The sequence below is a fragment of the uncultured Bacillus sp. genome (genome assembly GCF_958411575.1).
In the GTDB taxonomy this organism is placed as follows: domain Bacteria; phylum Bacillota; class Bacilli; order Bacillales; family Bacillaceae; genus Bacillus; species Bacillus spizizenii.
Map to the genome: position 1 here is coordinate 1 of NZ_CATYRA010000002.1, position 26,100 is coordinate 26,100.

General features: G+C 42.5%; 28 protein-coding genes and 1 pseudogene. 28 read left to right on the plus strand and 1 reads right to left on the minus strand.

The window, feature by feature from the left end; genetic code table 11:
• Positions 1–79: 79 nt before the first annotated feature.
• Positions 80–565 (minus strand): Ig-like domain-containing protein, encoded by a 486-nt coding sequence (locus tag Q5C82_RS03815; RefSeq protein ID WP_003220807.1) that lies wholly within the window; start codon positions 563–565, stop codon positions 80–82.
• 178 nt (positions 566–743) lie between these two features.
• Here Q5C82_RS03815 and Q5C82_RS03820 point away from each other — a divergent pair, with 178 nt between their 5' ends.
• The 28 genes and pseudogenes from Q5C82_RS03820 (at position 744) to fliI (ending at position 26,099) form a co-directional block, all read left to right on the plus strand.
• On the plus strand, positions 744–1,076 hold the full coding sequence (locus Q5C82_RS03820; RefSeq protein ID WP_003220809.1) for a putative DNA-binding protein: 333 nt from the start codon (positions 744–746) through the stop codon (positions 1,074–1,076).
• 13 nt (positions 1,077–1,089) lie between these two features.
• Positions 1,090–2,430 (plus strand): signal recognition particle protein, encoded by a 1,341-nt coding sequence (gene ffh / locus Q5C82_RS03825; RefSeq protein WP_003220811.1) that lies wholly within the window; start codon positions 1,090–1,092, stop codon positions 2,428–2,430.
• A 105-nt stretch (positions 2,431–2,535) separates the two neighbouring features.
• Positions 2,536–2,808: a 30S ribosomal protein S16 gene (gene rpsP / locus Q5C82_RS03830; RefSeq protein ID WP_003220815.1), complete on the plus strand. Its 273-nt coding sequence runs from the start codon at positions 2,536–2,538 to the stop codon at positions 2,806–2,808.
• Entirely contained in the window at positions 2,808–3,053 is a 246-nt protein-coding gene (locus Q5C82_RS03835; RefSeq protein ID WP_003220817.1) for a KH domain-containing protein, read from the plus strand. Before rpsP ends, Q5C82_RS03835 begins: the two co-directional genes overlap by 1 nt.
• A gap of 121 nt (positions 3,054–3,174) precedes the next feature.
• Positions 3,175–3,561: a YlqD family protein gene (locus tag Q5C82_RS03840; RefSeq protein WP_003220819.1), complete on the plus strand. Its 387-nt coding sequence runs from the start codon at positions 3,175–3,177 to the stop codon at positions 3,559–3,561.
• Between the two features lie 4 nt (positions 3,562–3,565).
• Positions 3,566–4,090, plus strand: coding sequence for a ribosome maturation factor RimM (gene rimM, locus Q5C82_RS03845; protein WP_003220821.1), 525 nt, complete (start codon positions 3,566–3,568; stop codon positions 4,088–4,090).
• Positions 4,087–4,818: a tRNA (guanosine(37)-N1)-methyltransferase TrmD gene (gene trmD / locus Q5C82_RS03850; RefSeq protein ID WP_003220823.1), complete on the plus strand. Its 732-nt coding sequence runs from the start codon at positions 4,087–4,089 to the stop codon at positions 4,816–4,818. The genes rimM and trmD overlap by 4 nt, the downstream gene beginning before the upstream one ends.
• A 139-nt stretch (positions 4,819–4,957) precedes the next feature.
• Positions 4,958–5,305 carry a 50S ribosomal protein L19 gene (rplS, locus tag Q5C82_RS03855; protein ID WP_003220825.1) on the plus strand — a complete coding sequence of 116 codons (348 nt, stop codon included), beginning with the start codon at positions 4,958–4,960 and terminating at the stop codon, positions 5,303–5,305.
• A 144-nt stretch (positions 5,306–5,449) separates the two neighbouring features.
• Positions 5,450–6,298 carry a ribosome biogenesis GTPase YlqF gene (ylqF, locus tag Q5C82_RS03860; RefSeq protein WP_003220827.1) on the plus strand — a complete coding sequence of 283 codons (849 nt, stop codon included), beginning with the start codon at positions 5,450–5,452 and terminating at the stop codon, positions 6,296–6,298.
• A 70-nt stretch (positions 6,299–6,368) separates the two neighbouring features.
• A complete protein-coding gene (gene rnhB, locus Q5C82_RS03865) occupies positions 6,369–7,136 on the plus strand; it encodes a ribonuclease HII (RefSeq protein WP_003220829.1) in 768 nt (255 codons plus the stop codon).
• 28 nt (positions 7,137–7,164) lie between these two features.
• The gene (locus Q5C82_RS03870; RefSeq protein WP_003220832.1) at positions 7,165–8,895 is read left to right on the plus strand and encodes a hypothetical protein; all 1,731 of its coding nucleotides are present in this window, start codon (positions 7,165–7,167) and stop codon (positions 8,893–8,895) included.
• Positions 8,892–9,173 (plus strand): FlhB-like flagellar biosynthesis protein, encoded by a 282-nt coding sequence (locus Q5C82_RS03875; protein WP_003220834.1) that lies wholly within the window; start codon positions 8,892–8,894, stop codon positions 9,171–9,173. The genes Q5C82_RS03870 and Q5C82_RS03875 overlap by 4 nt, the downstream gene beginning before the upstream one ends.
• Positions 9,174–9,346: 173 nt before the next feature.
• Positions 9,347–10,504 (plus strand): ADP-forming succinate--CoA ligase subunit beta, encoded by a 1,158-nt coding sequence (gene sucC, locus Q5C82_RS03880; RefSeq protein ID WP_003220835.1) that lies wholly within the window; start codon positions 9,347–9,349, stop codon positions 10,502–10,504.
• A 28-nt stretch (positions 10,505–10,532) separates the two neighbouring features.
• The gene (gene sucD / locus Q5C82_RS03885; protein WP_003220837.1) at positions 10,533–11,435 is read left to right on the plus strand and encodes a succinate--CoA ligase subunit alpha; all 903 of its coding nucleotides are present in this window, start codon (positions 10,533–10,535) and stop codon (positions 11,433–11,435) included.
• Positions 11,436–11,495: 60 nt separating this feature from the next.
• A complete protein-coding gene (dprA, locus tag Q5C82_RS03890; RefSeq protein ID WP_003220839.1) occupies positions 11,496–12,389 on the plus strand; it encodes a DNA-processing protein DprA in 894 nt (297 codons plus the stop codon).
• 186 nt (positions 12,390–12,575) lie between these two features.
• Positions 12,576–14,651, plus strand: coding sequence for a type I DNA topoisomerase (gene topA, locus Q5C82_RS03895; RefSeq protein WP_003220843.1), 2,076 nt, complete (start codon positions 12,576–12,578; stop codon positions 14,649–14,651).
• 75 nt (positions 14,652–14,726) lie between these two features.
• The gene (gene trmFO / locus Q5C82_RS03900) at positions 14,727–16,034 is read left to right on the plus strand and encodes an FADH(2)-oxidizing methylenetetrahydrofolate--tRNA-(uracil(54)-C(5))-methyltransferase TrmFO (RefSeq protein ID WP_003220844.1); all 1,308 of its coding nucleotides are present in this window, start codon (positions 14,727–14,729) and stop codon (positions 16,032–16,034) included.
• A gap of 67 nt (positions 16,035–16,101) precedes the next feature.
• Positions 16,102–17,016: a tyrosine recombinase XerC gene (gene xerC / locus Q5C82_RS03905; RefSeq protein ID WP_003220846.1), complete on the plus strand. Its 915-nt coding sequence runs from the start codon at positions 16,102–16,104 to the stop codon at positions 17,014–17,016.
• A gap of 12 nt (positions 17,017–17,028) precedes the next feature.
• Entirely contained in the window at positions 17,029–17,574 is a 546-nt protein-coding gene (gene clpQ, locus Q5C82_RS03910) for an ATP-dependent protease subunit ClpQ (protein WP_003220848.1), read from the plus strand.
• 16 nt (positions 17,575–17,590) lie between these two features.
• Positions 17,591–18,983, plus strand: a pseudogene (gene hslU, locus Q5C82_RS03915) (HslU--HslV peptidase ATPase subunit).
• A gap of 39 nt (positions 18,984–19,022) precedes the next feature.
• Positions 19,023–19,802 (plus strand): GTP-sensing pleiotropic transcriptional regulator CodY, encoded by a 780-nt coding sequence (gene codY, locus Q5C82_RS03920; protein ID WP_003220850.1) that lies wholly within the window; start codon positions 19,023–19,025, stop codon positions 19,800–19,802.
• Between the two features lie 380 nt (positions 19,803–20,182).
• The gene (flgB, locus tag Q5C82_RS03925; protein WP_003220852.1) at positions 20,183–20,572 is read left to right on the plus strand and encodes a flagellar basal body rod protein FlgB; all 390 of its coding nucleotides are present in this window, start codon (positions 20,183–20,185) and stop codon (positions 20,570–20,572) included.
• Complete coding sequence (gene flgC / locus Q5C82_RS03930; protein WP_003220854.1) at positions 20,572–21,024, plus strand: flagellar basal body rod protein FlgC; 453 nt, start codon at positions 20,572–20,574, stop codon at positions 21,022–21,024. Before flgB ends, flgC begins: the two co-directional genes overlap by 1 nt.
• A gap of 11 nt (positions 21,025–21,035) precedes the next feature.
• Positions 21,036–21,356, plus strand: coding sequence for a flagellar hook-basal body complex protein FliE (fliE, locus tag Q5C82_RS03935; RefSeq protein WP_003238544.1), 321 nt, complete (start codon positions 21,036–21,038; stop codon positions 21,354–21,356).
• A gap of 45 nt (positions 21,357–21,401) precedes the next feature.
• Positions 21,402–23,012 carry a flagellar basal-body MS-ring/collar protein FliF gene (gene fliF, locus Q5C82_RS03940; RefSeq protein ID WP_079996358.1) on the plus strand — a complete coding sequence of 537 codons (1,611 nt, stop codon included), beginning with the start codon at positions 21,402–21,404 and terminating at the stop codon, positions 23,010–23,012.
• A 12-nt stretch (positions 23,013–23,024) separates the two neighbouring features.
• On the plus strand, positions 23,025–24,041 hold the full coding sequence (gene fliG / locus Q5C82_RS03945; protein WP_003220860.1) for a flagellar motor switch protein FliG: 1,017 nt from the start codon (positions 23,025–23,027) through the stop codon (positions 24,039–24,041).
• Positions 24,034–24,786 carry a flagellar assembly protein FliH gene (fliH, locus tag Q5C82_RS03950; RefSeq protein ID WP_003220862.1) on the plus strand — a complete coding sequence of 251 codons (753 nt, stop codon included), beginning with the start codon at positions 24,034–24,036 and terminating at the stop codon, positions 24,784–24,786. Before fliG ends, fliH begins: the two co-directional genes overlap by 8 nt.
• Complete coding sequence (gene fliI, locus Q5C82_RS03955) at positions 24,783–26,099, plus strand: flagellar protein export ATPase FliI (RefSeq protein WP_003220864.1); 1,317 nt, start codon at positions 24,783–24,785, stop codon at positions 26,097–26,099. Before fliH ends, fliI begins: the two co-directional genes overlap by 4 nt.
• Position 26,100 lies beyond the last annotated feature (1 nt).

The window sequence follows — 26,100 nt, forward strand, 5'->3', positions numbered from 1 at the left end:
GCAATTGGCTGTTTAAAAGGTGTTTTGATCCCTGTCTCGAAAACGGGGGTCAGTCTCTATTTTGGGGCCTTTTTCTTTTTTATCTTCTCACTTGATAGGCGAAATGATAAAGGCTGTTATCTGTGGATACCAATCTCGAATCTTCTGAATAAACTCTGAACGGGATGATGTCATAGTAATGAACGGAAACTGATGTGTAATACGTGTAATACCCTGCAGCTGGCCCCAAATACATTGGAACCTCAAATGTTCCATGTGCATCGGTTATTCCTGAAGCTGTTTTTGTTGTATTTCCGACCTTCGTATCTGCTTCAAACCTTACTGGCGCGTTTGGCACCGGCTGTCCGTTTTGGTCGAGTAATTTGCCGTTTATTGTAATATTGTACTTGACTCGCCAAAATTGACCTTGTCCGTAATTGATTTTACCGTAAACTCCTCCATCTGTGCTGATATTTGTGATTGAAGCCTTATAAGGCACCTCAGCAGCGTCTGCCTGCTGTGCCGGGAAAATGATTGTAAATATGGTTGCCAAACACAGCATAAACAATAAACCGATTTTTTTCATAAGATATCCTCCTTTAAAATAGGGTCCATATACAATATCGGAATAAAATGGATGGTATTTAGCGTATTTTGGAAAAGGCAATCGATCCTTTGACAAGATAAAAACTTGACAGTCTCGATAAAACCGTGTAAACTAAGTTATCGTAAAGGGATTTGACTTAACAAAGGGGAGAGCTCAAATGTCACTCGAAAAGACAACGAGAATGAACTATCTGTTTGATTTTTATCAGTCGTTGTTGACGTCAAAACAGAAGAGCTATATGTCGCTTTATTATTTGGACGATTTCTCCCTAGGCGAAATAGCCGAAGAATATGAGGTTTCAAGACAAGCTGTTTATGATAACATCAAACGAACAGAAGCGATGCTTGAACAATATGAAGAAAAGCTGCTCCTTTTGAAAAAGTTTCAGGAGCGTAAAGAGATGTTTAATAAGCTGAAGGAGCTTGCTTCCGGATCAAAAGAAGAGGAAGAAATTACAGCTCTGATTGAAACGCTTGAGAAATTAGATTAGGAGGCGGCAAACTATGGCATTTGAAGGATTAGCCGACCGACTGCAGCAGACGATTTCTAAAATCCGCGGAAAAGGGAAAGTCAGCGAACAAGATGTAAAAGATATGATGCGTGAGGTTCGTCTTGCGCTCCTTGAGGCTGACGTTAACTTTAAAGTAGTCAAGGATTTTGTCAAAAAAGTAAGTGAACGCGCTGTAGGCCAAGACGTCATGAAAAGTCTGACGCCCGGCCAGCAGGTCATTAAAGTTGTTAAAGAGGAACTGACTGAGCTGATGGGCGGCGAAGAGAGCAAAATCGCCGTCGCAAAAAAGCCGCCGACTGTTATTATGATGGTCGGTCTCCAAGGTGCCGGTAAAACGACAACAAGCGGTAAGCTGGCGAATCTGCTGCGCAAAAAGCATAATCGCAAACCGATGCTTGTTGCTGCCGATATTTACCGTCCAGCCGCTATTAAGCAGCTGGAAACGCTCGGCAAACAGCTTGACATGCCTGTTTTCTCTCTTGGTGATCAGGTTAGTCCTGTAGAAATAGCGAAACAAGCTATTGAAAAAGCCAAGGAAGAACATTATGACTATGTCATTTTGGATACGGCTGGCCGTTTGCATATTGACCATGAACTGATGGATGAACTGACTAACGTGAAAGAAATCGCGAATCCGGAAGAAATCTTCCTGGTCGTCGATTCAATGACCGGTCAGGACGCTGTGAATGTTGCCAAAAGCTTTAATGAACAGCTCGGTTTAACCGGTGTTGTGTTAACTAAGCTTGATGGAGACACACGCGGCGGTGCTGCGCTTTCTATTCGTGCGGTCACAAACACGCCGATTAAGTTCGCTGGTTTAGGCGAAAAGCTTGATGCATTAGAACCGTTCCATCCTGAACGCATGGCATCTAGGATTCTCGGTATGGGCGACGTGCTGACATTGATTGAAAAAGCACAGGCCAGCGTCGATGAAGACAAAGCCAAAGAGCTGGAACAAAAAATGAGAACGATGAGCTTCACATTGGACGATTTTCTGGAGCAGCTCGGGCAGGTCAGAAACATGGGGCCGCTTGATGAGCTTCTGCAAATGATGCCGGGTGCAGGTAAAATGAAAGGCCTAAAAAACATCCAAGTTGATGAAAAGCAGCTGAATCATGTGGAAGCGATCATCAAATCAATGACTGTTCTTGAAAAAGAACAGCCGGATATCATCAATGCCAGCCGGAGGAAGCGGATTGCGAAAGGAAGCGGGACATCCGTACAGGAGGTCAACCGTCTGCTTAAGCAGTTTGACGAAATGAAAAAAATGATGAAGCAGATGACAAACATGTCTAAAGGTAAGAAAAAAGGGTTTAAGCTACCTTTTATGTAATCGGTTATACATGATAAAACCGTTGTTAAGAAAAAACACTTTACAAACACTTTTATCATTGTTAATATACTATCTTGTTGAAATATTTTCGGAGGTGCTAGTAAAATGGCAGTAAAAATTCGTTTAAAACGTATGGGAGCAAAAAAATCTCCTTTCTATCGTATTGTTGTAGCAGATTCTCGTTCACCGCGTGACGGCCGTTTCATCGAAACAGTCGGAACTTACAACCCGGTTGCAAAACCAGCGGAAGTAAAAATCGACGAAGAGCTTGCTCTTAAATGGCTTCAAACTGGAGCGAAACCATCTGATACAGTTCGCAACTTGTTCTCTAGCCAAGGAATCATGGAAAAATTCCACAACGCTAAACAAGGCAAGTAATGACTGATCAACACTTGGAAGATTTGATTGTCCGAATTGTGACGCCGCTTGTTGATCATCCAGATGACATTCGCGTCATAAGAGAAGAAACCGATCAAAAGATTGCGCTGCGCTTATCTGTCCATAAGTCAGATACCGGTAAAGTTATCGGAAAGCAAGGCCGGACTGCAAAAGCGATTCGAACAGCTGTATTTGCAGCTGGCGCACAGTCTTCTAAGAAAGTTCAATTTGAGATATTTGACTAAAAGGGAGAGGGCCGGCACCTCCCCTTTTTTTACACGCAAAAAAAGGGTAAACTGATAGAAGCTTAGGCAAAATAGAAAAAGCCTGAGCCAAAAAAGTTTTAAAAGCGGGGAGCTTGGTGCGATGCAAATTATTCACCGTGTAGCCGTTATGCAAGTCTTAACCGAGCGCAGCAAGGAAAAGCTTTTAGCTTCTTTTGCCGAAAAGAAACAAATGCTTGAACGAGAATGCAGCCAGCTCTATTTTCAGCTTAGAAAACATGAGAAAGAACAGCAAAACCCAGAAATGATTGAACAATTTAAAAAGGCAATAGAAAAGCGAAAAGATAATATAAAAATAATCGATTTTCAAATTGCTCAAGTACATACGTTGCCGCTTGGCAGTGAAATGAAAGAAAAGGAAGTCGATGCGCTGCTGACGATTGAAGCCGGGGATGACTGGCATGAGAAAACAGCAGCAAATACCATCGTCATAAAAGACGGAAAAGTAATTGAAATTCGCCAGAGGTGATCATATGACAAAGCGATGGTTTAATGTAGGTAAAATCGTAAACACCCACGGAATCAAAGGCGAAGTGCGGGTGATTTCGAAAACAGATTTTGCCGAAGAACGGTATAAGCCGGGCAACACGCTGTATTTGTTTATGGACGGCAGTAACGAACCAGTGGAAGTAACAGTAAACACGCACAGGCTGCATAAGCAATTTCATCTGCTGCAGTTTAAAGAAAGACAAAGCCTGAATGAAGTAGAGAAACTGAAAAACGCAATCATTAAAGTGCCTGAAGAAGATTTAGGAGAGCTGAATGAGGGAGAATTTTATTTCCATGAAATCATTGGGTGCGAAGTATTTACCGAAGACGGTGAACTCATCGGAAAGGTCAAAGAAATTTTGACGCCTGGAGCTAATGACGTTTGGGTTATCGGGCGAAAAGGGAAAAAAGACGCACTCATTCCTTACATTGAATCAGTGGTCAAATATATCGATGTCAGCGAAAAGAAAATTGAGATTGAACTCATGGAAGGATTAATAGACGAATGAGAATCGACTTTTTGACGCTGTTTCCCGAAATGTTTGAAGGTGTGCTTGGCTCATCAATTCTTCAAAAAGCCCAAGACAAAGATGCGGTGCAGTTTCAGGTCGTGAATTTCCGGGAGTATTCTGATAACAAGCACAATACTGTTGATGATTATCCTTATGGCGGCGGCGCAGGCATGGTTCTGAAGCCTCAGCCTGTTTTTGACGCGGTCGAGGATCTGACATCAAAGGCAGCTGCTGCTCCGCGTATTATTCTCGTCTGTCCGCAAGGTGAGCGTTTTACCCAAAAAAAAGCCGAGCAGTTAGCAAAGGAAGAGCATTTGCTGTTTATTTGCGGCCACTATGAAGGCTATGATGAACGCATTCGCGAACATCTGGTGACAGATGAAATATCCATTGGCGATTTTGTTCTGACGGGCGGTGAGCTTCCCGCAATGATGATTGCAGACAGTGTGGTCAGACTGCTCCCGGGTGTGCTGGGCAAAGAGGCTTCCCATATTGAGGATTCATTCAGCACCGGCCTTTTAGAACACCCGCATTATACAAGACCGGCAGATTACAAAGGTTTAAAAGTGCCTGAAACACTTCTATCAGGAAACCATGCAAAAATCAAAGAATGGCGGAATAAAGAGTCGATCAGAAGGACCTATGTAAGACGTCCGGATCTTTTGAAAGACTACCCGCTTACAGAACAGCAAAGAAAATGGATTTCTGAATGGGAAAAAGAATAGATTTTATTGCATAGGCTATGAAATTGTGATAAGATACTACTTGTGGCTTAAGCGGGCTCATCCGCTGCAAGCTTGAAAACGATGTTCCGCTGTGCCGGGTTTTGTGGCCAAGAGCATCTGTTGGAAGGAGTTGAAAACGATGCAAAAACTAATTGAAGATATCACAAAAGAACAGCTTCGTACTGATCTTCCTGCGTTCCGTCCTGGTGACACTTTACGTGTACACGTTAAAGTTGTTGAGGGTAACCGTGAGCGTATCCAGATCTTTGAAGGTGTTGTGATTAAGCGTCGTGGTGGTGGAATCAGCGAAACGTTCACAGTTCGTAAGATTTCTTACGGTGTTGGCGTTGAACGTACTTTCCCTGTACACACACCAAAAATCGCGAAAATCGAAGTTGTACGTTACGGTAAAGTACGCCGTGCTAAGCTTTACTACCTGCGTGAACTTCGCGGAAAAGCGGCTCGTATTAAAGAGATCAGACGATAATGATAACGAACGAAAAGAGCTTGTTACCTGTAACAAGCTCTTTTTTTATACAGAATTTGAAAATGCCGGACAGGCATCGTAAAATACATAAAGGACAACAAAGAATTATACATACTGAAGAGATAAAGGCGGTGTTCGTTTCACATGACAATTCAATGGTTCCCGGGCCATATGGCAAAAGCAAGAAGGGAAGTAACCGAAAAATTAAAATTAATCGATATAGTATACGAATTGGTAGATGCCAGAATTCCAATGTCATCAAGAAACCCAATGATTGAAGATATTCTAAAAAATAAACCGCGAATTATGCTGTTAAACAAGGCTGACAAAGCGGATGCGGCAGTTACACAGCAGTGGAAAGAGCACTTTGAGAACCAGGGGATCCGCTCCTTGTCCATTAATTCTGTAAACGGACAAGGCTTAAATCAAATTGTCCCGGCATCAAAAGAGATCCTTCAAGAAAAATTTGACCGGATGAGGGCAAAAGGTGTGAAGCCGAGAGCAATTCGCGCTTTGATTATCGGCATTCCAAACGTTGGGAAATCAACGCTTATCAACCGGCTGGCAAAGAAAAATATAGCAAAAACGGGAGACAGACCTGGTATTACGACATCTCAGCAGTGGGTCAAAGTCGGGAAAGAATTAGAGCTATTGGATACACCGGGGATTTTATGGCCTAAATTTGAGGATGAGCTTGTCGGCTTGAGGCTGGCTGTCACCGGGGCTATTAAAGACTCGATTATCAATCTGCAGGACGTGGCTGTGTTTGGTCTTCGTTTTCTCGAAGAACACTATCCTGAACGGCTAAAAGAGCGTTACGCCCTTGATGAGATCCCAGAGGACATTGCAGAGCTATTTGATGCAATAGGTGAAAAGCGCGGCTGTCTCATGAGCGGAGGGCTCATTAACTACGATAAGACGACTGAAGTCATTATTCGCGATATCCGCACTGAAAAGTTCGGCCGGCTGTCATTTGAACAGCCGACTATGTAAAGGCGCGCAGAAATGCGGGTCTTTATTTTTTCGTGACCGAACCGATACATACAGTAAGGGAGAAGAGAAAGTGAATACATTAACCGTAAAGGACATTAAAGACCGTTTGCAGGAAGTGAAGGATGAGCAAGACCCATTTCTTGCCCAATGCGAAAACGACCCGAGAAAAAGCGTTCAAACGCTTGTAGAGCAATGGATTAAAAAGCAGGCGAAAGAAAAAGCGCTGAAAGAACAATGGGTGAATATGACTTCCTATGAAAGACTGGCAAGAAACAAAGGATTTCGCTTGATTGCAGGTGTAGATGAGGTCGGCCGGGGGCCATTGGCAGGACCCGTTGTCGCCAGCGCAGTCATCCTTCCAGAGGAATGTGAAATACTTGGGCTGACAGACTCCAAAAAGCTCTCAGAAAAAAAGCGTGACGAATATTACGAGCTTATTATGAAAGAAGCACTGGCAGTCGGAATAGGAATTGTAGAAGCCTCTGTCATTGATGAAGTCAATATATATGAAGCTTCAAAGATGGCAATGGTGAAAGCGATACACGATTTGTCAGATACACCTGATTATTTGCTTGTTGACGCAATGACGCTACCGGTCGGCATAGACCAGTCGTCAATTATAAAAGGCGATGCTAAAAGCGTGTCTATTGCAGCAGGTGCGTGTATCGCGAAAGTGACGAGAGACCGGATGATGAGCGCTTATGCCGAAACATACCCTATATACGGCTTTGAAAAAAATAAAGGCTATGGGACAAAAGAGCATCTCGAAGCTCTCGCAGCACACGGCCCAACTGAATTGCACCGCAAAACTTTCGCTCCTGTTCAATCTTTCAGATAAACCGATGGACAAGGAGGCACCTCTTTAAATGAATATACGAAATGATGTGCAAAAGGCGCTGCAGCACCTTTTTGGAAATACAGCAGTCCCACAGGAAACATCAAATGTTAGCGAAGCGCTAAACGGGGAGAAGCGTCTCCTTTTAGGAAAAGTGCTTCGTTTATTAGGAGATCAGCATGCGCTGATTCAAGTCGGCAACCAAACTGTCCAGGGAAAACTTGAAACTCAGCTTCGTCCTCAGGCGTACTATTGGTTTTCCTACGAAAAAACAACAGCAGAACAGACAGGCCGTCTTCAGGTCGTTCAAAGCTTTGACCAAAATCCCAAATCCATTCAGGATGCAGCTGGCAAACTTTTAAATGCCATTTCAGTAAAACCTTCAAACGCCGCTCTCATGATGACTGGAGCGATGCTGAAGAGCAAAACACCTGTAACAGAAAATGATATCAAAACAGCTGTCCGCTGGATGGAGACGCTGCCTGCGCCAGATACAAAAAAAGCGATTGAAACTGTTCTATTCGCTTTAAAGCGTGAGCTTCCCATTCACCCCGAGGTTTTGAGCGGTGTTCACGCTGTGAAATCGCCTGTTCCGCTGCATCAGCATGTATCCCGTCTGCTTCAGGCAATCAACCAAAACCCTCAGCAGAGCCAAATGACGGCAAAGCTAAAAGAAGCAGTTACAGCACTTTTTAATAGTGAAATTGATGTCCATGCAGAACGTCTGATTGATAAGCTTATCTCGCTAACGGACAATACCAAAGCACCTTCTCCAGGCAACACAGCTGGAAACAGGGAGCTTAGCGCACTATCTGGTTCCTCCGGTAAGGCTGGCTTATCGCTCGTAAACGACATAGCGGAACAGAGTAGCATACAAGGAGAGTCTGGCAAAACAGCAGCAGACATTCCAATCAAAGAAGCCCGTCAGCTGCTGACAAAGCTGACGGAATCTGCTGAAAAAAACAGTCTTCACATTGTGAAAGAAGCAGCAAATTGGATTAAAGCGGCTGCTTCATCGGGTGATAGTAACTCACCTGCAGCTTCAGCTGTTTTTCAGGCGGCACAAGTCACAGATCGGGAAGCCGAAGTCTTTTTAAAGGCTGTTCAGCAGGCGGCACCTAATTTGGCGGACAAGGCAGATGTTCTTTCTTTCTTATCCAAAGTGAAAACGGCAATCGGCGCAAGGGACGAGCTTGCATTCATTAAAGCGTTAGAACAAGGAAGCGCAGTCACACCTGACGAAATACAATCCATCAAGCTGGCTCTTCATGCCGCAAGAGCGTCGCATGAGGTATCTGAACCTGTCAAACAGGAAGCCGATCAGCTTTTTCATAAATTAAACGGCCAGCTTTTCATGCAGCAGGACCATCCGTCATACAGCCAAATTGTAATGTCATTTCCGCTGTTTTCGAAGTCAGGGGTTCAGGACATGACGGTTCTGTTTAAAGGAAAGAAGGAAGCGGATGGAAAGCTTGATCCTTCTCATTGCCGCCTTTTGTTTTTGCTGCAGCTGGATACGTTAAAAGAAACCGTCGTTGATTGTTTGGTACAGCAAAAAGTTATGACTATTACAATTGAGACTGATTTCGAGCTTCAGGCTGCGATCGATCCGATGGTGCCTGCGCTGAAACAGAATCTGAAGGAAATGGGATACAGCCTTTCAGGTGTCAACGCTAAAAAAAGGATTCACTTCGAAAAGAAGGCTGCAATCGATCAATATATAACAAGCATCAGTGATCAGGAAGTGGATGTGAAAGTATGAAAGAGCAGACGCCGATCAGAAAAGCTGTGGCTCTCCATTATGACGAACAAAAAGACAAGGCGCCAAAAGTGATTGCGACAGGAAAGGGCCATGTAGCCGACAACATTATCAAAGAAGCGAAAAAGGCAGGGGTCCCGATTCAAGAAGATCGGACTCTTGTCGAATTAATGCGCCATTTGACTGTAGATGATCAAATCCCGGAAGCTCTTTATGAAACAGTAGCCGAGATTTTTTCGTTCATTTACAGATTGGACGAAAGCGTAAAAAATAAAAAGTAGCTAAAATATTCCCCATCCTCCGTTTGAAATTTATGTTTTTAATAAAATAAAAGTTTGAATGTTTAGAAGGATTTTAAGATTTTGCATCGAACTCTAGACAATTCTTCCAGTATTATTATAGAATGAAAGCGCAGTCTATTTTAGTTTTGTTACATAAGTTAGGAGGATGGGAAATGAATATCCATGAGTACCAGGGAAAAGAAGTCCTCAGAAAATATGGGGTATCTGTTCCTGAAGGTAAAGTGGCTTTTACAGCAGAAGAAGCAGTTGAGAAAGCAAAGAACTTATCCAGCTCGGTTTATGTCGTAAAGGCTCAAATTCATGCTGGCGGTCGAGGCAAAGCTGGTGGGGTAAAAATAGCAAAATCATTAGATGAAGTGAAAGCGTATGCCGAAGAACTATTAGGGAAGACCCTAGTTACACATCAAACGGGTCCGGACGGCCAAGTAATAAAACGCTTACTTATTGAAGAAGGCTGCGATATTAAAAAAGAATACTACGTGGGGCTTGTGCTTGATCGCGCCACTTCTAGAATCGTTCTGATGGCTTCTGAAGAAGGCGGAACGGAAATCGAAGAAGTAGCGGAGAAAACACCGGAAAAAATCAAGAAAGTTGTCATTGATCCGGCTGTCGGCCTCCAAGGCTATCAAGCTAGAGAAATCGCATTCGCTATTAATATTCCAAAGGAGCTTGTGGGAAAAGCTGCTAAATTTATGCTTGGACTATATAAAGCGTTTGTTGAGAAAGACTGCTCAATCGCCGAAATCAATCCGCTCGTTGTTACTGGCGATGGAAATGTGATGGCGCTTGATGCGAAATTGAATTTCGACAGCAACGCGTTGTACAGACAAAAGGACATTATGGAATACAGAGATTTGGATGAAGAAGATCCGAAAGAAATCGAAGCGTCCAAATATGACTTAAGCTACATTTCTCTTGATGGAAATATTGGCTGTATGGTAAACGGCGCGGGACTTGCAATGTCCACAATGGATATTATCAAGCATTATGGAGGAGAACCGGCCAACTTCCTTGATGTGGGCGGCGGTGCAACTGCAGAAAAAGTCACGGAAGCATTTAAAATCATTCTTTCTGATCAAAACGTTAAAGGGATTTTTGTCAACATTTTCGGCGGCATTATGAAATGTGATGTCATCGCAGAAGGGGTTGTTGAAGCGACAAGACAAGTCGGTTTAACATTGCCGCTTGTCGTCCGTCTTGAAGGTACAAACGTGGATCTAGGGAAGAAAATCCTTAGTGAATCAGGATTAAATATTACATCTGCGGAATCAATGGCTGACGGCGCGCAGAAAATCGTATCCTTAGTTTAGGAAAGAATGAAAGGCAGGGGACCAGATAATGAGTGTTTTTATTAATAAAGATACAAGAGTTATTGTACAAGGGATTACAGGTTCTACCGCTTTATTTCATACGAAGCAGATGCTCGAATACGGCACAAATATCGTAGGCGGTGTAACACCTGGAAAAGGCGGAACTGAAGCGGAAGGTGTTCCTGTATTTAATACAGTGGCTGAAGCAGTTCAAACGACTGGTGCTAACGCGTCTGTTATATATGTGCCGGCACCGTTCGCAGCTGATGCCATTATGGAAGCGGTAGATGCGGAGCTTGATCTCGTGATTTGTATCACAGAGCATATTCCGGTTTTAGATATGGTGAAGGTCAAACGCTTCATGGAAGGCAAGAAAACGAGACTGATAGGGCCCAACTGCCCTGGTGTCATCACGCCTGAAGAATGTAAAATCGGCATTATGCCTGGATATATCCATAAAAAGGGTCATGTAGGCGTTGTATCACGTTCAGGAACATTAACATACGAAGCGGTGCACCAGCTGTCAGAAGCAGGTGTAGGACAATCTACAGCTGTTGGAATCGGCGGCGACCCTGTAAATGGAACAAACTTTATTGATGCTTTAAAAGCGTTTAACGAAGATCCTGACACACACGCTGTCATCATGATTGGCGAAATCGGCGGTACTGCCGAAGAGGAAGCGGCAGAGTGGGTAAAAGCCAACATGACAAAACCGGTAGTCGGTTTTATCGGCGGGAAAACAGCACCTCCAGGGAAGCGCATGGGGCATGCAGGCGCCATTATTTCCGGTGGAAAAGGGACAGCTGATGAAAAAATCAAAACGCTTAATGCATGCGGAATCGAAGTTGCAGAGACACCTTCTGTAATGGGCGAAACCTTAATTAAGGTGCTGAAAGAGAAGAACTTGTTCGAAACTTGCAAAACGCATTAATAAAGAAGGGGCAGCCGTCAAGGCTGTTCCTGCTTTTTCTGTCAAAAGGAGGTCAATATATTGGATCAGGCCGCTGCCTGTTTAATGATTTGCAGAATCAATCAATTATTATCCCCATCCCTTCTATTAAAATGGTGGAAAGCTGATCCGTCTATGTCGCTGACTTCACCCGTGTTAGAAACTGTTACTCGAGGTAAAATAAAGGCAGCTGCATTAAAAAATAAAATAGAAGAACAATATCCAAAGCTTCAGCGTGTACTTGCTGCTTACCATGAGCAAGGAATTAACCCCATCCCGATTTCTTCAAAGCAATATCCTTTCTGGCTGAAAACCATTTATGATCCCCCCGCCGTCCTGTTTGCAAAGGGTGATTTGACCCTTCTTTCTAAAGGGAGGAAAATTGGAATTGTAGGGACAAGAAATCCAACAGCTTATGGGATACAAATTGTCAATCATCTTACAAAAGAGCTTTGCCGTAAAAATTGGGTGATTGTCAGCGGACTGGCGTCTGGGATAGACGGAATGTCCCATGCTGCAAGTATTAAGGCGAAGGGGCGGACAATCGGCGTCATTGCGGGCGGATTTCAACACATATATCCCCGGGAAAACCTTCAGTTAGCAGATCATATGGCTAAACACCATATCCTTCTGTCAGAGCACCCACCTGAAACCAAACCCCAAAAATGGCATTTCCCTATGAGAAACCGTATCATTAGCGGATTAAGTGAAGGCGTTATTGTCGTGCAGGGCAAAGAAAAAAGTGGTTCGCTGATTACTGCATATCAAGCACTGGAACAAGGAAGAGAAGTATTTGCCGTACCCGGCTCATTATTTGATCCGTACGCAGGAGGTCCTATAAAACTGATCCAGCAGGGGGCTAAAGCCATATGGTCAGCAGAGGATATTTTCGAGGAGCTTCCTGAGAGAAACGTTCAATATACGGAACCCTTTTGAATTATCGTTTGACAAACGGCATTGTAATATTTAATAATAGTGAGGATTTAAAGTTGCATATTGTTTTCTATTTAAATAATGACGTTCATCATTAAGAATGGAAATGTTGAAAGCCAAATAAAGACAGCTGCAAAACAAAATTGAAATACTTGAAAAGAGAGAGAACACCTCTTGAGGGGGATGAAAATGTCTGATTATCTAGTCATCGTGGAATCGCCCGCTAAGGCGAAAACGATTGAACGTTACTTAGGTAAAAAATATAAAGTAAAAGCATCAATGGGACATGTCCGGGATCTTCCAAAAAGTCAAATGGGAGTTGACATAGAACAGAATTTTGAACCGAAATATATTACCATTCGAGGTAAAGGACCGGTGTTGAAAGAGCTGAAAACAGCTGCGAAAAAAGCCAAAAAAGTGTATCTCGCAGCCGACCCCGATAGAGAAGGGGAAGCGATTGCATGGCACTTGGCACACAGCCTTGAGTTAGATCTCAATTCTGATTGCCGTGTGGTGTTTAATGAAATTACAAAAGATGCCATTAAGGAATCGTTTAAGCATCCTCGCATGATCAATATGGATTTAGTGGATGCACAGCAGGCGAGACGTATTTTAGACCGGCTTGTCGGATATAAAATCAGTCCTATCCTATGGAAGAAAGTCAAGAAAGGGCTTAGCGCAGGCCGTGTTCAATCCGTTGCCCTCCGTTTGATTATTGACCGCGAAAAAGAAATTAACGACTTTAAGCCGGAGGAATATTGGACAATTGACGGTACGTTCTTGAAAGGACAGGAAACGTTCGAAGCGAGCTTTTTCGGAAAAAACGGCAAAAAACTTCCTTTAAAAAGTGAAGCCGATGTAAAAGACATTCTTTCTCAGCTCAAAGGCAATAAATACACAGTTGAAAAAGTAACGAAAAAGGAACGCAAACGTAATCCGGCCTTGCCTTTTACCACTTCCACCCTGCAGCAGGAAGCGGCTCGCAAGCTCAATTTCAGAGCGAAGAAAACGATGATGATTGCACAGCAATTATATGAAGGAATTGATCTTGGAAGAGAAGGAACGGTCGGTCTGATCACGTATATGAGAACGGATTCAACCCGTATTTCAAATACGGCGGTGGATGAAGCCGCTGCATTTATTGATCAGGCATACGGCAAAGAGTTCTTAGGCGGCAAACGAAAGCCTGCGAAAAAGAATGAAAATGCTCAGGACGCTCACGAAGCGATTCGCCCGACATCAGTTCTCAGAAAACCAAGTGAATTAAAAGCAGTACTTGGCAGAGATCAAATGAGATTGTATAAATTAATTTGGGAGCGCTTTGTTGCCAGCCAAATGGCACCTGCTGTTCTCGATACAATGAGTGTCGACCTGACAAACAACGGTTTGACTTTTCGTGCAAATGGAAGTAAAGTCAAGTTTTCCGGGTTTATGAAGGTGTATGTTGAAGGAAAAGACGATCAAATGGAAGAAAAAGACCGGATGCTGCCTGACTTACAGGAAGGCGATACGGTATTATCAAAAGATATAGAACCGGAGCAGCATTTTACCCAGCCGCCTCCGCGCTATACTGAGGCCCGTTTGGTTAAAACGCTTGAAGAACTCGGGATCGGCCGTCCGTCCACTTATGCTCCGACCCTTGATACGATTCAGCGGCGCGGGTACGTTGGACTGGATAATAAACGGTTTGTTCCCACAGAATTAGGGCAGATCGTGCTTGAGCTGATCATGGAATTTTTCCCCGAAATCATTAACGTTGAGTTTACGGCAAAAATGGAAAAAGACCTTGATAATGTTGAGGAAGGCAATATAGAATGGGTACAGATTATTGATAACTTCTATACCGATTTTGAAAAGCGTGTGAAAAAAGCCGAATCAGAAATGAAGGAAGTTGAAATTGAACCAGAATATGCCGGAGAAGATTGTGAATTGTGCAGTTCTCCTATGGTGTATAAAATGGGCCGATACGGTAAATTCTTAGCTTGCTCCAATTTCCCCGATTGCCGAAATACAAAGCCGATTGTCAAACAAATCGGTGTGAAGTGTCCGAGCTGCGGTGAAGGAAATATTGTTGAACGAAAATCGAAAAAGAAACGGGTATTTTACGGCTGTGACCGTTATCCGGACTGTGAATTCGTTTCCTGGGACAAACCAATTGAACGAAAATGCCCGAAATGCGGAAAAATGCTCGTCGAGAAAAAACTCAAAAAAGGCATACAAGTCCAATGTGTGGAATGCGATTATAAGGAAGAACCACAGAAGTAGCGGTGAGCAGGGTCTTGCTCACCTTCTTTGTGTGTTAAAAGAAGGCCTTGAATAATAAACTAGGAGATGTGAAAGATGAACCAACAAACAGTGAATGTAATCGGAGCCGGACTCGCAGGAAGTGAAGCGGCGTGGCAGCTTGCCAAACGAGGGATTCAAGTCAATCTATTTGAAATGCGCCCTGTTAAACAAACGCCTGCGCACCATACAGATAAATTTGCCGAGCTTGTGTGCAGCAACTCTCTGCGTTCCAATACGCTTGCTAACGCTGTCGGTGTATTAAAGGAAGAAATGCGGGCGCTTGATTCAGCCATCATCGCGGCTGCTGACGAATGTTCGGTGCCTGCCGGCGGCGCTCTCGCAGTAGACCGTCATGAATTTGCCGCAAGTGTGACAAATCGGGTGAAAAATCATCCAAACGTAACTGTTATTAATGAAGAAGTGACTGGAATTCCTGAAGGTCCTACCATTATCGCAACGGGTCCGTTAACATCTGAATCGCTGTCTGCACAGCTGAAGGAGCTGACTGGCGAGGACTATTTGTATTTTTATGACGCAGCGGCGCCAATTGTAGAAAAAGACAGCCTTGATATGGATAAAGTGTACTTGAAATCTCGTTATGATAAAGGTGAAGCGGCATATTTAAACTGCCCGATGACAGAAGAAGAGTTTGACCGTTTTCATGAAGCATTAACATCAGCAGAAACAGTCCCATTAAAAGAATTTGAAAAAGAAATTTTCTTTGAAGGTTGCATGCCGATTGAAGTCATGGCAAAACGGGGAAAGAAAACAATGCTTTTCGGACCGATGAAACCGGTTGGTTTAGAGCATCCTGTTACAGGAAAACGTCCACATGCTGTCGTTCAGCTCAGACAGGATGATGCAGCGGGAACACTCTATAATATTGTAGGGTTCCAGACTCATTTAAAATGGGGAGACCAAAAGGAAGTTCTCAAATTGATTCCAGGACTTGAAAACGTAGAAATCGTCAGATACGGCGTGATGCACAGAAATACTTTCATTAACTCTCCAAGCCTGTTAAAACCGACATATCAATTTAAAAACCGCAGTGATCTATTCTTTGCAGGCCAAATGACGGGAGTAGAAGGATATGTGGAATCCGCTGCCTCAGGACTGGTAGCAGGTATTAACGCGGCTAAACTTGTTTTAGGAGAAGAGCTTGTCACTTTCCCTCAGGAAACAGCAATAGGCAGCATGGCTCACTATATTACAACAACAAACCAGAAGAACTTCCAGCCGATGAATGCAAACTTTGGGCTTTTAAAAGAATTGCCTGTTAAAATTAAAAATAAAAAAGAGCGTAATGAACAATACGCGAACCGTGCGATCGAGACAATTCAAACAATTTCGAAAACAATATAGGTATTGATTGCAACCTGAACGCGATTTGTGATACCATTTAAAAGCCCTTCCTGGGGAGGTATTAGGCATGGAGAATGTTAAGAATTTCGTAAAGTTATTCGTTGAATATTTACAAATTGAAAAAAATTATTCACAATATACTATTGTGAATTATGTGGATTCAATTGAAGAATTCGAGACTTTCCTGCGCGTTCAAGGTATAAATGGATTTGAAAAAGCTGTATATCAAGATACTAGGATTTTTTTGACAGAAGCCTATGAAAAAGGTTTATCGAGAAGAACAATAAGCAAAAAGATATCTGCATTAAGAAGCTTTTATAAGTTTCTGATGCGGGAAAAACTTGTTGAAGAAAATCCGTTTCAGCTTGTTCATCTGCCGAAACAAGAGAAACGGATACCAAAGTTTTTATATCAAAAAGAGCTTGAAGAGCTGTTTGAAGTTTCAGATATAAGCCAGCCGACCGGAATGAGGGATCAAGCGCTGTTAGAGCTTCTCTATGCCACCGGAATGAGGGTCAGTGAATGCTGTTCCATAACTGTTAACGATGTTGACTTATTTATGGACACTGTGCTTGTTCACGGTAAAGGCAAGAAGCAGCGCTATATCCCCTTTGGGTCTTACGCCCGCGAAGCGTTGAAGGTATATATGAATAGCGGGAGACAGTGCTTGCTGATGAAAGCAAAAGAACCTCATGATCTATTATTCGTAAATCAAAGAGGCGGACCGCTTACAGCCCGAGGCATCAGGCATATTTTAAGCGGGCTTGTTCAAAAAGCGTCTGGCACTTTACATATCCATCCGCATATGCTTCGACATACGTTCGCCACTCATCTGTTAAACGAAGGAGCAGATTTAAGAAGCGTTCAGGAACTGCTTGGGCATTCCAATCTGTCTTCGACACAGATATACACGCACGTTTCGAAGGAAATGTTGAGAAACACATATATGTCTCACCATCCAAGAGCTTTTAAGAAAAATTAAAGGAGGCCCTTTATGTCATCTTTTCATGCGACCACAATATTTGCCGTACAGCATAAGGGAAGAAGCGCTATGTCCGGAGACGGCCAAGTGACATTTGGTCAGGCTGTTGTCATGAAACACACTGCAAGAAAAGTGAGAAAACTGTTTAACGGCAAGGTTCTTGCCGGGTTTGCAGGATCTGTTGCAGACGCTTTCACATTATTCGAAAAGTTTGAAGCTAAGCTTGAAGAATATAACGGCAACTTAAAACGGGCAGCTGTTGAGCTTGCGAAGGAATGGCGTAGCGATAAAGTGCTTAGAAAGCTTGAAGCCATGCTGATAGTTATGAATCAGGATACTTTGCTTCTCGTATCGGGAACAGGCGAGGTGATCGAACCAGATGACGGCATTCTCGCGATTGGATCAGGAGGCAATTACGCTCTGGCAGCCGGAAGAGCTCTGAAAAAGCATGCCGGTGACAGCATGTCTGCAAGTGAGATTGCTAGAGCCGCGTTAGAAACAGCAGGCGAAATCTGTGTTTACACGAACGATCAAATCATACTGGAAGAGCTTGAATAGAAAGGACTTGAGGCGCATGGAAAAACAACCGTTAACACCAAGACAGATTGTAGATCGGTTAGACCAATATATTGTCGGTCAGCAAAACGCGAAAAAAGCTGTCGCCGTGGCATTAAGAAACCGCTATAGAAGAAGTCTTCTGGATGAAAAGCTGAAGGACGAGGTCGTTCCGAAAAACATTTTAATGATGGGGCCTACTGGCGTTGGGAAAACTGAAATTGCAAGACGAATTGCCAAGCTTTCAGGTGCGCCATTTATCAAAATTGAAGCAACAAAATTTACTGAAGTCGGCTATGTAGGCAGAGATGTTGAATCAATGGTCAGAGACCTTGTGGAAACTTCTGTTCGGCTTATCAAAGAAGAGAAAATGAATGAAGTAAAGGAGCAGGCAGAAGAAAATGCAAACAAACGCATTGTTCGTCTGTTAGTTCCTGGGAAGAAAAAACAATCAGGCGTTAAAAATCCGTTTGAGATGTTTTTTGGCGGCAGCCAGCCGAACGGCGAAGATGAGGCGGAGAGCCAGGAAGAAGCAAACATTGAAGAAAAAAGAAAACGCATGGCGCATCAGCTGGCTTTAGGAGAGCTCGAAGACTACTATGTAACAGTAGAAGTCGAAGAACAACAGCCTTCTATGTTTGACATGCTGCAGGGCTCGGGTATGGAGCAGATGGGCATGAATATGCAGGATGCGCTGAGCGGATTAATGCCAAAGAAAAAGAAACGACGCAAAATGACAGTCAGAGAAGCCAGAAAAGTCCTGACGAATGAAGAAGCAAGCAAACTCATCGATATGGATGAAGTCAGCCAGGAAGCTGTTCAGAGAGCAGAAGAGAGCGGAATTATCTTTATCGACGAGATTGATAAAATTGCAAAAAACGGCGGCGCGTCATCTTCTGCCGATGTATCTAGAGAAGGCGTTCAGCGCGACATCCTCCCAATCGTTGAGGGTTCTACCGTTGTTACTAAATATGGTTCGGTAAAAACTGACCATGTGTTATTTATTGCAGCAGGAGCGTTTCATATGGCCAAACCATCTGATTTGATTCCTGAACTGCAGGGGCGTTTCCCGATTCGTGTAGAATTGAGCAAACTCACGGTAGACGACTTCGTGAGAATTTTGGTTGAGCCGGATAATGCACTGCTGAAACAATTTGCAGACAGAAGGTATATCTCTTGAATTTTCTGACGAAGCTATTCATAAGATTGCTGAAGTTGCTTATCATGTGAACCAGGACACAGATAATATCGGTGCGAGACGCCTTCATACAATACTTGAACGCTTATTAGAAGATCTGTCGTTTGAAGCTCCTGATGTAACAATGGAGAAAATAACGATTACACCACAGTATGTCGAAGAAAAGCTCGGAACGATAGCAAAAAACAAAGATTTAAGTCAATTTATTTTGTGAAAAATTTAATAAGAGGAACGTTTAGGAGGATTATTTATCATGGCTTTATTACAAAAAACACGAATTATTAACTCCATGCTGCAAGCTGCGGCAGGGAAACCGGTAAACTTCAAGGAAATGGCGGAGACGCTGCGGGATGTAATTGATTCCAATATTTTCGTTGTAAGCCGCAGAGGCAAACTCCTTGGATATTCTATTAACCAGCAAATTGAAAATGATCGTATGAAAAAAATGCTTGAGGATCGTCAATTCCCTGAAGAATATACGAAAAATCTATTTAACGTCCCTGAAACATCTTCTAACTTGGACATTAATAGTGAATATACTGCTTTTCCTGTTGAGAACAGAGACTTGTTTCAAGCTGGTTTAACAACAATTGTACCGATCATCGGAGGCGGAGAAAGATTAGGAACACTCATTCTTTCACGTTTACAGGATCAATTTAATGACGATGACTTAATTCTCGCTGAATACGGCGCTACAGTTGTCGGTATGGAGATCCTGAGAGAAAAAGCAGAAGAAATCGAAGAGGAAGCAAGAAGCAAAGCTGTCGTTCAAATGGCTATCAGTTCTCTTTCTTACAGTGAGCTTGAAGCAATTGAGCACATTTTTGAAGAGCTTGACGGAAACGAAGGTCTTCTCGTTGCAAGTAAAATCGCTGACCGCGTCGGGATTACCCGTTCTGTTATTGTGAATGCACTCAGAAAGCTGGAAAGCGCGGGTGTTATCGAGTCAAGATCATTAGGAATGAAAGGTACTTATATCAAAGTCCTAAACAATAAATTCCTAATCGAATTAGAAAATCTAAAATCTCATTAATCACGCAAAGAACCCCCTCTTAAGGGGTTCTTTTTTGTTTCAAATAAAGGAAATCAATAAGCTTTATTTCCTGGGTTGAAAGTCTTTCTTTGTAATAATTTTAATAAATCTCATAAATGTCTTTAAAAAGGCTCAAAAATGACGAAAAGATTATAGAAAAAACAGAAATTCTGCTATTTTCAGGCTTATATTAAGGAGGAAAATGTAGTTCTAACAATCTAGGACTATATACCTAGTTATAAAATAGATAATTGTGAGGACATTTTTTTACACGATCTTCATAGACTTTATGCCTGTTATTTCTTACAATAAGCATATAGTTTTACAATTCTCGACAAGGATATTGAGGGTGAAAAAAACTGAAATGGAGGTAAGTGGATTTGAGCTTATTTTCTGGAACGATACAAAATCTTGAAAATGCCTTGGGCAGAGCGGATATTAAGCAAAAAGTCATAACTAATAATATCGCCAATATAGATACACCGAACTATAAGGCGAAAAAAGTCTCTTTCCAAAATTTATTAGATCAAGAATCCTCTCGTCTTGAAGCGATAAAAACAGACTATCGTCATATTGATTTTTCTGGAACTGATTCGAATTATTCAATTGTAACGAGCGGAGATACATCGTATCAGCAAAATGGAAACAATGTTGACGTTGACAAAGAGATGACAGAATTGGCACAAAATCAAATCAACTATCAAGCATTAGTTGAGAGAATGAACGGTAAATTTAATTCGCTGAAGACCGTATTAACAGGAGGAAAATGATGACAGCTTTTCATAGCTTAAATGTTTCAGCATCTGCTTTAACAGCTCAGCGAGTCAGAATGGACGTTGTATCGTCTAACTTGGCAAATATGGATACGACAAGAGCTAAGCAGGTGAACGGAGAGTGGATGCCTTACAGAAGAAAAATGGTTTCCCTTCAGTCAAAAGGTGAATCGTTCTCTTCCATTCTCAATTCTCAAATGAGCGGAAGCGGCAATGCTGGAAACGGTGTAAAAGTTTCTAAAATTACGGAAGATGATTCAGAATTTAATCTTGTCTATGATCCGACAGACCCTGATGCAAACGCTGAAGGATATGTACAAAAGCCTAATGTTGATCCGTTGAAAGAAATGGTTGACCTTGTCAGCAGCACAAGATCATATGAGGCGAATGTCACAGCGATGAATGCCACAAAGGGAATGCTGATGAAGGCGTTAGAAATCGGAAAGTAAGGTGAATGAATGTGATTAATGCAATTTCTCCTTTTCAGGTTCAAAATACTCAAAACACTCAAAATGCAACAAATCAAGTAAACAATAGCCAAAAAACAGATTCTTCAAATCAAACAAGCTTTTCGGAGCTTTTAAAAAACTCTATTAGTTCGTTAAATGAGTCCCAAGTAGCTTCTGACAACATGACTAATGCCTTGGCTGCAGGAAAAGATGTAAATCTTGATGAGGTCATGATCGCCGCTCAAAAAGCAAGCATCTCTCTAACTGCAGCAACAGAGTTCCGCAATAAAGCTGTGGAAGCTTATCAGGAGATTATGAGAATGCAAATGTAGGGGGTCTGACGATTAAGAGAAAGAGTGGAATGACCGGGGGTTAACATGAATCGTACTCTAATGCAAATGAAAAACAAAACGAGTGAGTTTTGGAAAAATAGATCTAAATTACAAAAGATTTTAATGATTAGTGCTTTAGCGGCAATTATTATTATTGGAATTATTATTAGTGTTTTTGCTTCAAGTTCTAAAATGGCACCGCTGTACAAGGATTTGTCTGCCGAAGAAGCAGGGCAAATCAAAGAAGAACTGGATGCAAAAAAAGTGCCAAACGAACTTTCGAATGGCGGTACAGTAATTAGTGTTCCAGAAGATCAGGTTGATTCTTTAAAAGTGCAGATGGCTGCAGAAGGACTCCCCAAAACTGGATCAATTGATTATTCATTTTTTGGGCAGAATGCCGGCTTTGGTTTGACAGATAATGAGTTTGATATGGTGAAAGTGAAAGCCACACAGACAGAACTGTCAAATTTGATCAATGAAATGGACGGTATCAAAAATTCAAAAGTAATGATTAACCTCCCGAAAGACGCAGTGTTTGTCGGTGAGGAGCAATCTGCAGCATCTGCATCAATCGTTCTGCAGATTCAGCCGGGCTACACACTTGAACAAAGCCAGATCAACGGATTGTATCATCTGGTATCGAAAAGTGTACCGAACCTAAAAGAAGATAACATCGTCATCATGGACCAAAATTCTACATACTACGACAAATCAGACAGCGATGCAGGGTCCTACGCGGATAGTTATTCTTCTCAGCAGGGAATTAAGTCCCAAGTTGAAAAAGACATTCAAAAACATGTTCAGTCACTGCTTGGAACGATGATGGGACAAGATAAAGTCGTTGTCTCCGTTACAGCAGACATTGATTTCACTAAAGAAAATCGCACAGAAGACATTGTCGAGCCTGTTGATAAAGAAAACATGGAAGGCATTGCAGTCAGCGCTGAAAAGGTATCTGAAACATACCAGGGTGACGGTGCTGCCAACGGTGGAACTGCCGGAACCGGCGACGAAGATGTAACAAATTATGAAGCTGACGGTGAAAATACCGAAAGTGGGAACTACGAAAAAAGCAGCAATAAAATCAATTACGAGGTTAACCGAATCCATAAAGAAATCGCTGAAAGTCCTTATAAGGTCAGAGATTTAGGGATTCAAGTAATGGTAGAGCCGCCTGATGCCAAAAATACAGCGTCGCTATCAACTGAAAGACAGGATGATATACAAAAAATCCTCTCAACTGTAGTCAGAACATCACTAGATAAGGATGCAACACAAAACCAGAACCTTTCTGATGAAGATATTAATAATAAAATTGTGGTCTCCGTTCAGCCATTTGACGGGAAAGTCAACTTGGATACAAATACAGAAAAATCTTCAGGTATCCCGCTGTGGGCATATATCGTAGGCGGTGTTTTAATCGCAGCGATCATTGTTCTGATCATTATGCTTGTCAGAAAGAAACGGGCGCAAGAGGATGAATTTGAGGAATATGAGTATGAAGTTCCTCAAGAACCAATCAATTTGCCTGATATCAATGAAGAGGAAAATGAAACAGCGGAAACAGTCAGACGAAAACAGCTTGAAAAGATGGCGAAAGACAAGCCGGAAGATTTTGCAAAACTGCTGAGAAGCTGGCTGGCCGAGGATTAGGAGGAATTAGAAATGGCGAGACGTGATCAAGATAAGCTTACAGGAAAACAAAAAGCAGCCATTCTCATGATTTCCTTGGGGTTAGATGTGTCAGCTTCTGTATATAAGCACTTAACCGATGAAGAAATTGAAAGGCTTACCCTGGAAATATCAGGTGTTCGAAGTGTCGATCATCAAAAAAAGGATGAAATTATAGAAGAATTTCATAATATAGCCATTGCGCAAGATTATATTTCTCAAGGCGGCCTAAGCTATGCGAGACAAGTTCTTGAGAAGGCGCTTGGAGAGAATAAGGCGGAAAACATTCTAAACAGGCTGACTTCTTCTTTACAGGTTAAACCATTTGATTTTGCCAGAAAAGCGGAGCCCGAACAAATTTTGAATTTTATACAGCAAGAGCATCCGCAGACGATGGCTTTAATCTTGTCTTATTTAGATCCTGTGCAAGCTGGGCAAATTTTATCCGAGCTGAATCCTGAAGTGCAGGCTGAGGTTGCGAGAAGAATCGCGGTCATGGACAGAACGTCACCTGAAATTATTAATGAGGTAGAACGGATTCTGGAACAAAAATTATCTTCTGCCTTTACTCAAGATTATACACAAACAGGCGGAATTGAAGCTGTTGTTGAAGTGTTAAACGGGGTAGACAGAGGAACAGAGAAGACGATCTTGGATTCATTGGAAATTCAGGATCCCGATCTGGCTGAAGAAATTAAAAAGCGGATGTTTGTCTTCGAAGATATTGTTACACTTGATAACCGCGCAATTCAGAGAGTCATTCGCGATGTTGAAAACGACGATCTGCTCCTTTCATTAAAGGTTGCAAGCGAAGAAGTCAAAGAAATTGTATTCAACAATATGTCACAGCGTATGGTTGAAACCTTTAAAGAAGAAATGGAATTTATGGGCCCTGTACGCTTGAAAGATGTAGAAGAAGCTCAATCAAGAATTGTAAGCATCGTCAGAAAGCTTGAAGAAGCCGGTGAAATTGTGATAGCAAGAGGCGGAGGGGACGATATTATTGTCTAATATCATTAAACAAGAATCATCTTTTTCTCCACAAAAGGAAAGAAGAAAACTCTCTGTCCAAGAGGTGCGTATTGATCATTCTCACCTTTTGCAGGCTGAAGAGAACCCAGAAGCGCTTATGGCCCGGGTGAAAGAGGAAGCTGACCGGATTTCTGAGCAGGCAAACAGCCATATAGAAAATATTCGCCGTCAAATTGAGCAGGAAAAAAATGATTGGGCGGCTGAAAAACAGAAGCTGATTGAGGAAGCAAAAGCCGAGGGCTTTGAACAAGGTGTGGCATTAGGAAAAGCTGAGACGCTTCAACAGTATGGCGAGCTGATCGATCAAGCAAACAGCATAATTGAAATGTCCAGAAAAGCTGTTGAGGATAAGCTTGAAAACGCTAATGAAGAAATCGTTGAGCTTGCCGTTGCACTAGCTAAAAAAGTTTGGCAGCAAAAATCTGATGATAAAGAGGCTTTTCTCCTGCTAGTGAAACAGGTCATAAACGAAGTAAAGGAATATGACGATATATCAATATATGTGGATCCATATTACTATGAGACAGTCTTTCAGCAAAAAGATGAAATCCAGCAGCTGCTTTATAAAGAATGCCGGCTTGGCATATATGCTGATGAAAAAGCTCCAAAAGGATCCTGTTATATTGAAACTCCTTTTGGCAGGGTAGATGCGAGTGTTGACACACAATTGATGCAATTGAAAGATAAACTTCTGACAGCGCTGGAAGCGGGGGCAGCTGAATGAAGACACAGAGTCTGATAGATTGTATAGAAATGACGGACTCGTATAAACGGTACGGAAAAGTCAAGCGGGTGATCGGCCTGATGATTGAATCAAAAGGGCCTGCAAGCTCAATTGGCGACGTGTGCCTGATTTATGCAAAAGGGCAATCTGGGAACGTCATTAAAGCTGAGGTTGTCGGCTTCCAGGAAGAAAGTATTCTCCTTATGCCTTATTTAGAGGCTGCAAGCATTGCACCCGGCAGCATTGTAGAAGCCACTGGTGAATCTCTTCGGGTTAAAGTCGGAGCCGGACTGATCGGACAAGTCATAGATGCTTTTGGAGAGCCGCTTGACGGCAAGCTTTTGCCGAAAGGGCTTTCGCCTGTATCGACGGAGCAATCACCGCCTAATCCGATGAAACGGCCGCCTATCCGTGAAAAGATGGGAGTCGGAGTCAGATCAATTGACAGCTTGCTGACAGTCGGTAAAGGCCAGAGGATTGGCATTTTTGCAGGAAGCGGTGTCGGAAAAAGCACATTAATGGGGATGATCGCCAAGCAGACAGAGGCAGACTTAAACGTCATTGCACTGGTGGGGGAACGCGGGCGAGAGGTTAGGGAGTTTATTGAAAAAGATCTTGGGGATGAGGGGCTGAAACGATCGATTGTAGTCGTTGCCACCTCAGATCAGCCAGCATTAATGAGATTGAAAGCGGCATATACAGCAACGGCAATTGCTGAGTATTTCCGCGATAAAGGCCAAAATGTCATGTTTATGATGGATTCTGTTACAAGGGTGGCAATGGCGCAGCGAGAGATTGGACTGGCCGCCGGAGAGCCTCCGACGACAAAAGGCTATACACCTTCTGTGTTCGCTATTTTACCTCGTTTATTAGAACGAACTGGTGCAAATGAACACGGAACCATTACCGCGTTTTATACAGTATTGGTAGACGGGGATGACATGAATGAGCCGATTGCTGACACTGTTCGCGGAATTTTAGACGGACATATTGTATTGGACAGGGCTCTTGCCAATAAAGGCCAGTTTCCTGCAGTTAATATACTAAAAAGCATCAGTAGGGTGATGTCAAACATATCGACAAGGCAACACCTAGATGCAGCAAATAAATTCCGTGAACTTTTATCGACATATCAAAATTCAGAAGATCTCATTAATATCGGAGCTTACAAAAGAGGATCCTCAAGAGAAATTGATGAAGCGATACAATTTTATCCGCAACTTATTCAATTTTTAAAACAGGGAACAGACGAATCAGCACTATTGGAAGAAAGTATTGCTGCATTAACTAGTTTGACAGGAAATGAGGAATAAA

Coding starts and splice junctions, on each gene's coding strand:
- sucD (WP_003220837.1), top strand. CDS start 10,533: ATGAGTGTTTTTATTAATAAAGATACAAGAGTTATTGTACAAGGGATT.
- codY (WP_003220850.1), top strand. CDS start 19,023: ATGGCTTTATTACAAAAAACACGAATTATTAACTCCATGCTGCAAGCT.
- flgC (WP_003220854.1), top strand. CDS start 20,572: ATGACAGCTTTTCATAGCTTAAATGTTTCAGCATCTGCTTTAACAGCT.
- Q5C82_RS03840 (WP_003220819.1), top strand. CDS start 3,175: ATGCAAATTATTCACCGTGTAGCCGTTATGCAAGTCTTAACCGAGCGC.
- fliG (WP_003220860.1), top strand. CDS start 23,025: ATGGCGAGACGTGATCAAGATAAGCTTACAGGAAAACAAAAAGCAGCC.
- trmD (WP_003220823.1), top strand. CDS start 4,087: ATGAGAATCGACTTTTTGACGCTGTTTCCCGAAATGTTTGAAGGTGTG.
- ylqF (WP_003220827.1), top strand. CDS start 5,450: ATGACAATTCAATGGTTCCCGGGCCATATGGCAAAAGCAAGAAGGGAA.
- fliI (WP_003220864.1), top strand. CDS start 24,783: ATGAAGACACAGAGTCTGATAGATTGTATAGAAATGACGGACTCGTAT.
- Q5C82_RS03870 (WP_003220832.1), top strand. CDS start 7,165: ATGAATATACGAAATGATGTGCAAAAGGCGCTGCAGCACCTTTTTGGA.
- ffh (WP_003220811.1), top strand. CDS start 1,090: ATGGCATTTGAAGGATTAGCCGACCGACTGCAGCAGACGATTTCTAAA.
- Q5C82_RS03815 (WP_003220807.1), bottom strand. CDS start 565: ATGAAAAAAATCGGTTTATTGTTTATGCTGTGTTTGGCAACCATATTT.
- topA (WP_003220843.1), top strand. CDS start 12,576: ATGTCTGATTATCTAGTCATCGTGGAATCGCCCGCTAAGGCGAAAACG.
- rpsP (WP_003220815.1), top strand. CDS start 2,536: ATGGCAGTAAAAATTCGTTTAAAACGTATGGGAGCAAAAAAATCTCCT.
- Q5C82_RS03875 (WP_003220834.1), top strand. CDS start 8,892: ATGAAAGAGCAGACGCCGATCAGAAAAGCTGTGGCTCTCCATTATGAC.
- Q5C82_RS03835 (WP_003220817.1), top strand. CDS start 2,808: ATGACTGATCAACACTTGGAAGATTTGATTGTCCGAATTGTGACGCCG.
- trmFO (WP_003220844.1), top strand. CDS start 14,727: ATGAACCAACAAACAGTGAATGTAATCGGAGCCGGACTCGCAGGAAGT.
- xerC (WP_003220846.1), top strand. CDS start 16,102: ATGGAGAATGTTAAGAATTTCGTAAAGTTATTCGTTGAATATTTACAA.
- sucC (WP_003220835.1), top strand. CDS start 9,347: ATGAATATCCATGAGTACCAGGGAAAAGAAGTCCTCAGAAAATATGGG.
- rimM (WP_003220821.1), top strand. CDS start 3,566: ATGACAAAGCGATGGTTTAATGTAGGTAAAATCGTAAACACCCACGGA.
- clpQ (WP_003220848.1), top strand. CDS start 17,029: ATGTCATCTTTTCATGCGACCACAATATTTGCCGTACAGCATAAGGGA.
- rplS (WP_003220825.1), top strand. CDS start 4,958: ATGCAAAAACTAATTGAAGATATCACAAAAGAACAGCTTCGTACTGAT.
- fliF (WP_079996358.1), top strand. CDS start 21,402: ATGAATCGTACTCTAATGCAAATGAAAAACAAAACGAGTGAGTTTTGG.
- Q5C82_RS03820 (WP_003220809.1), top strand. CDS start 744: ATGTCACTCGAAAAGACAACGAGAATGAACTATCTGTTTGATTTTTAT.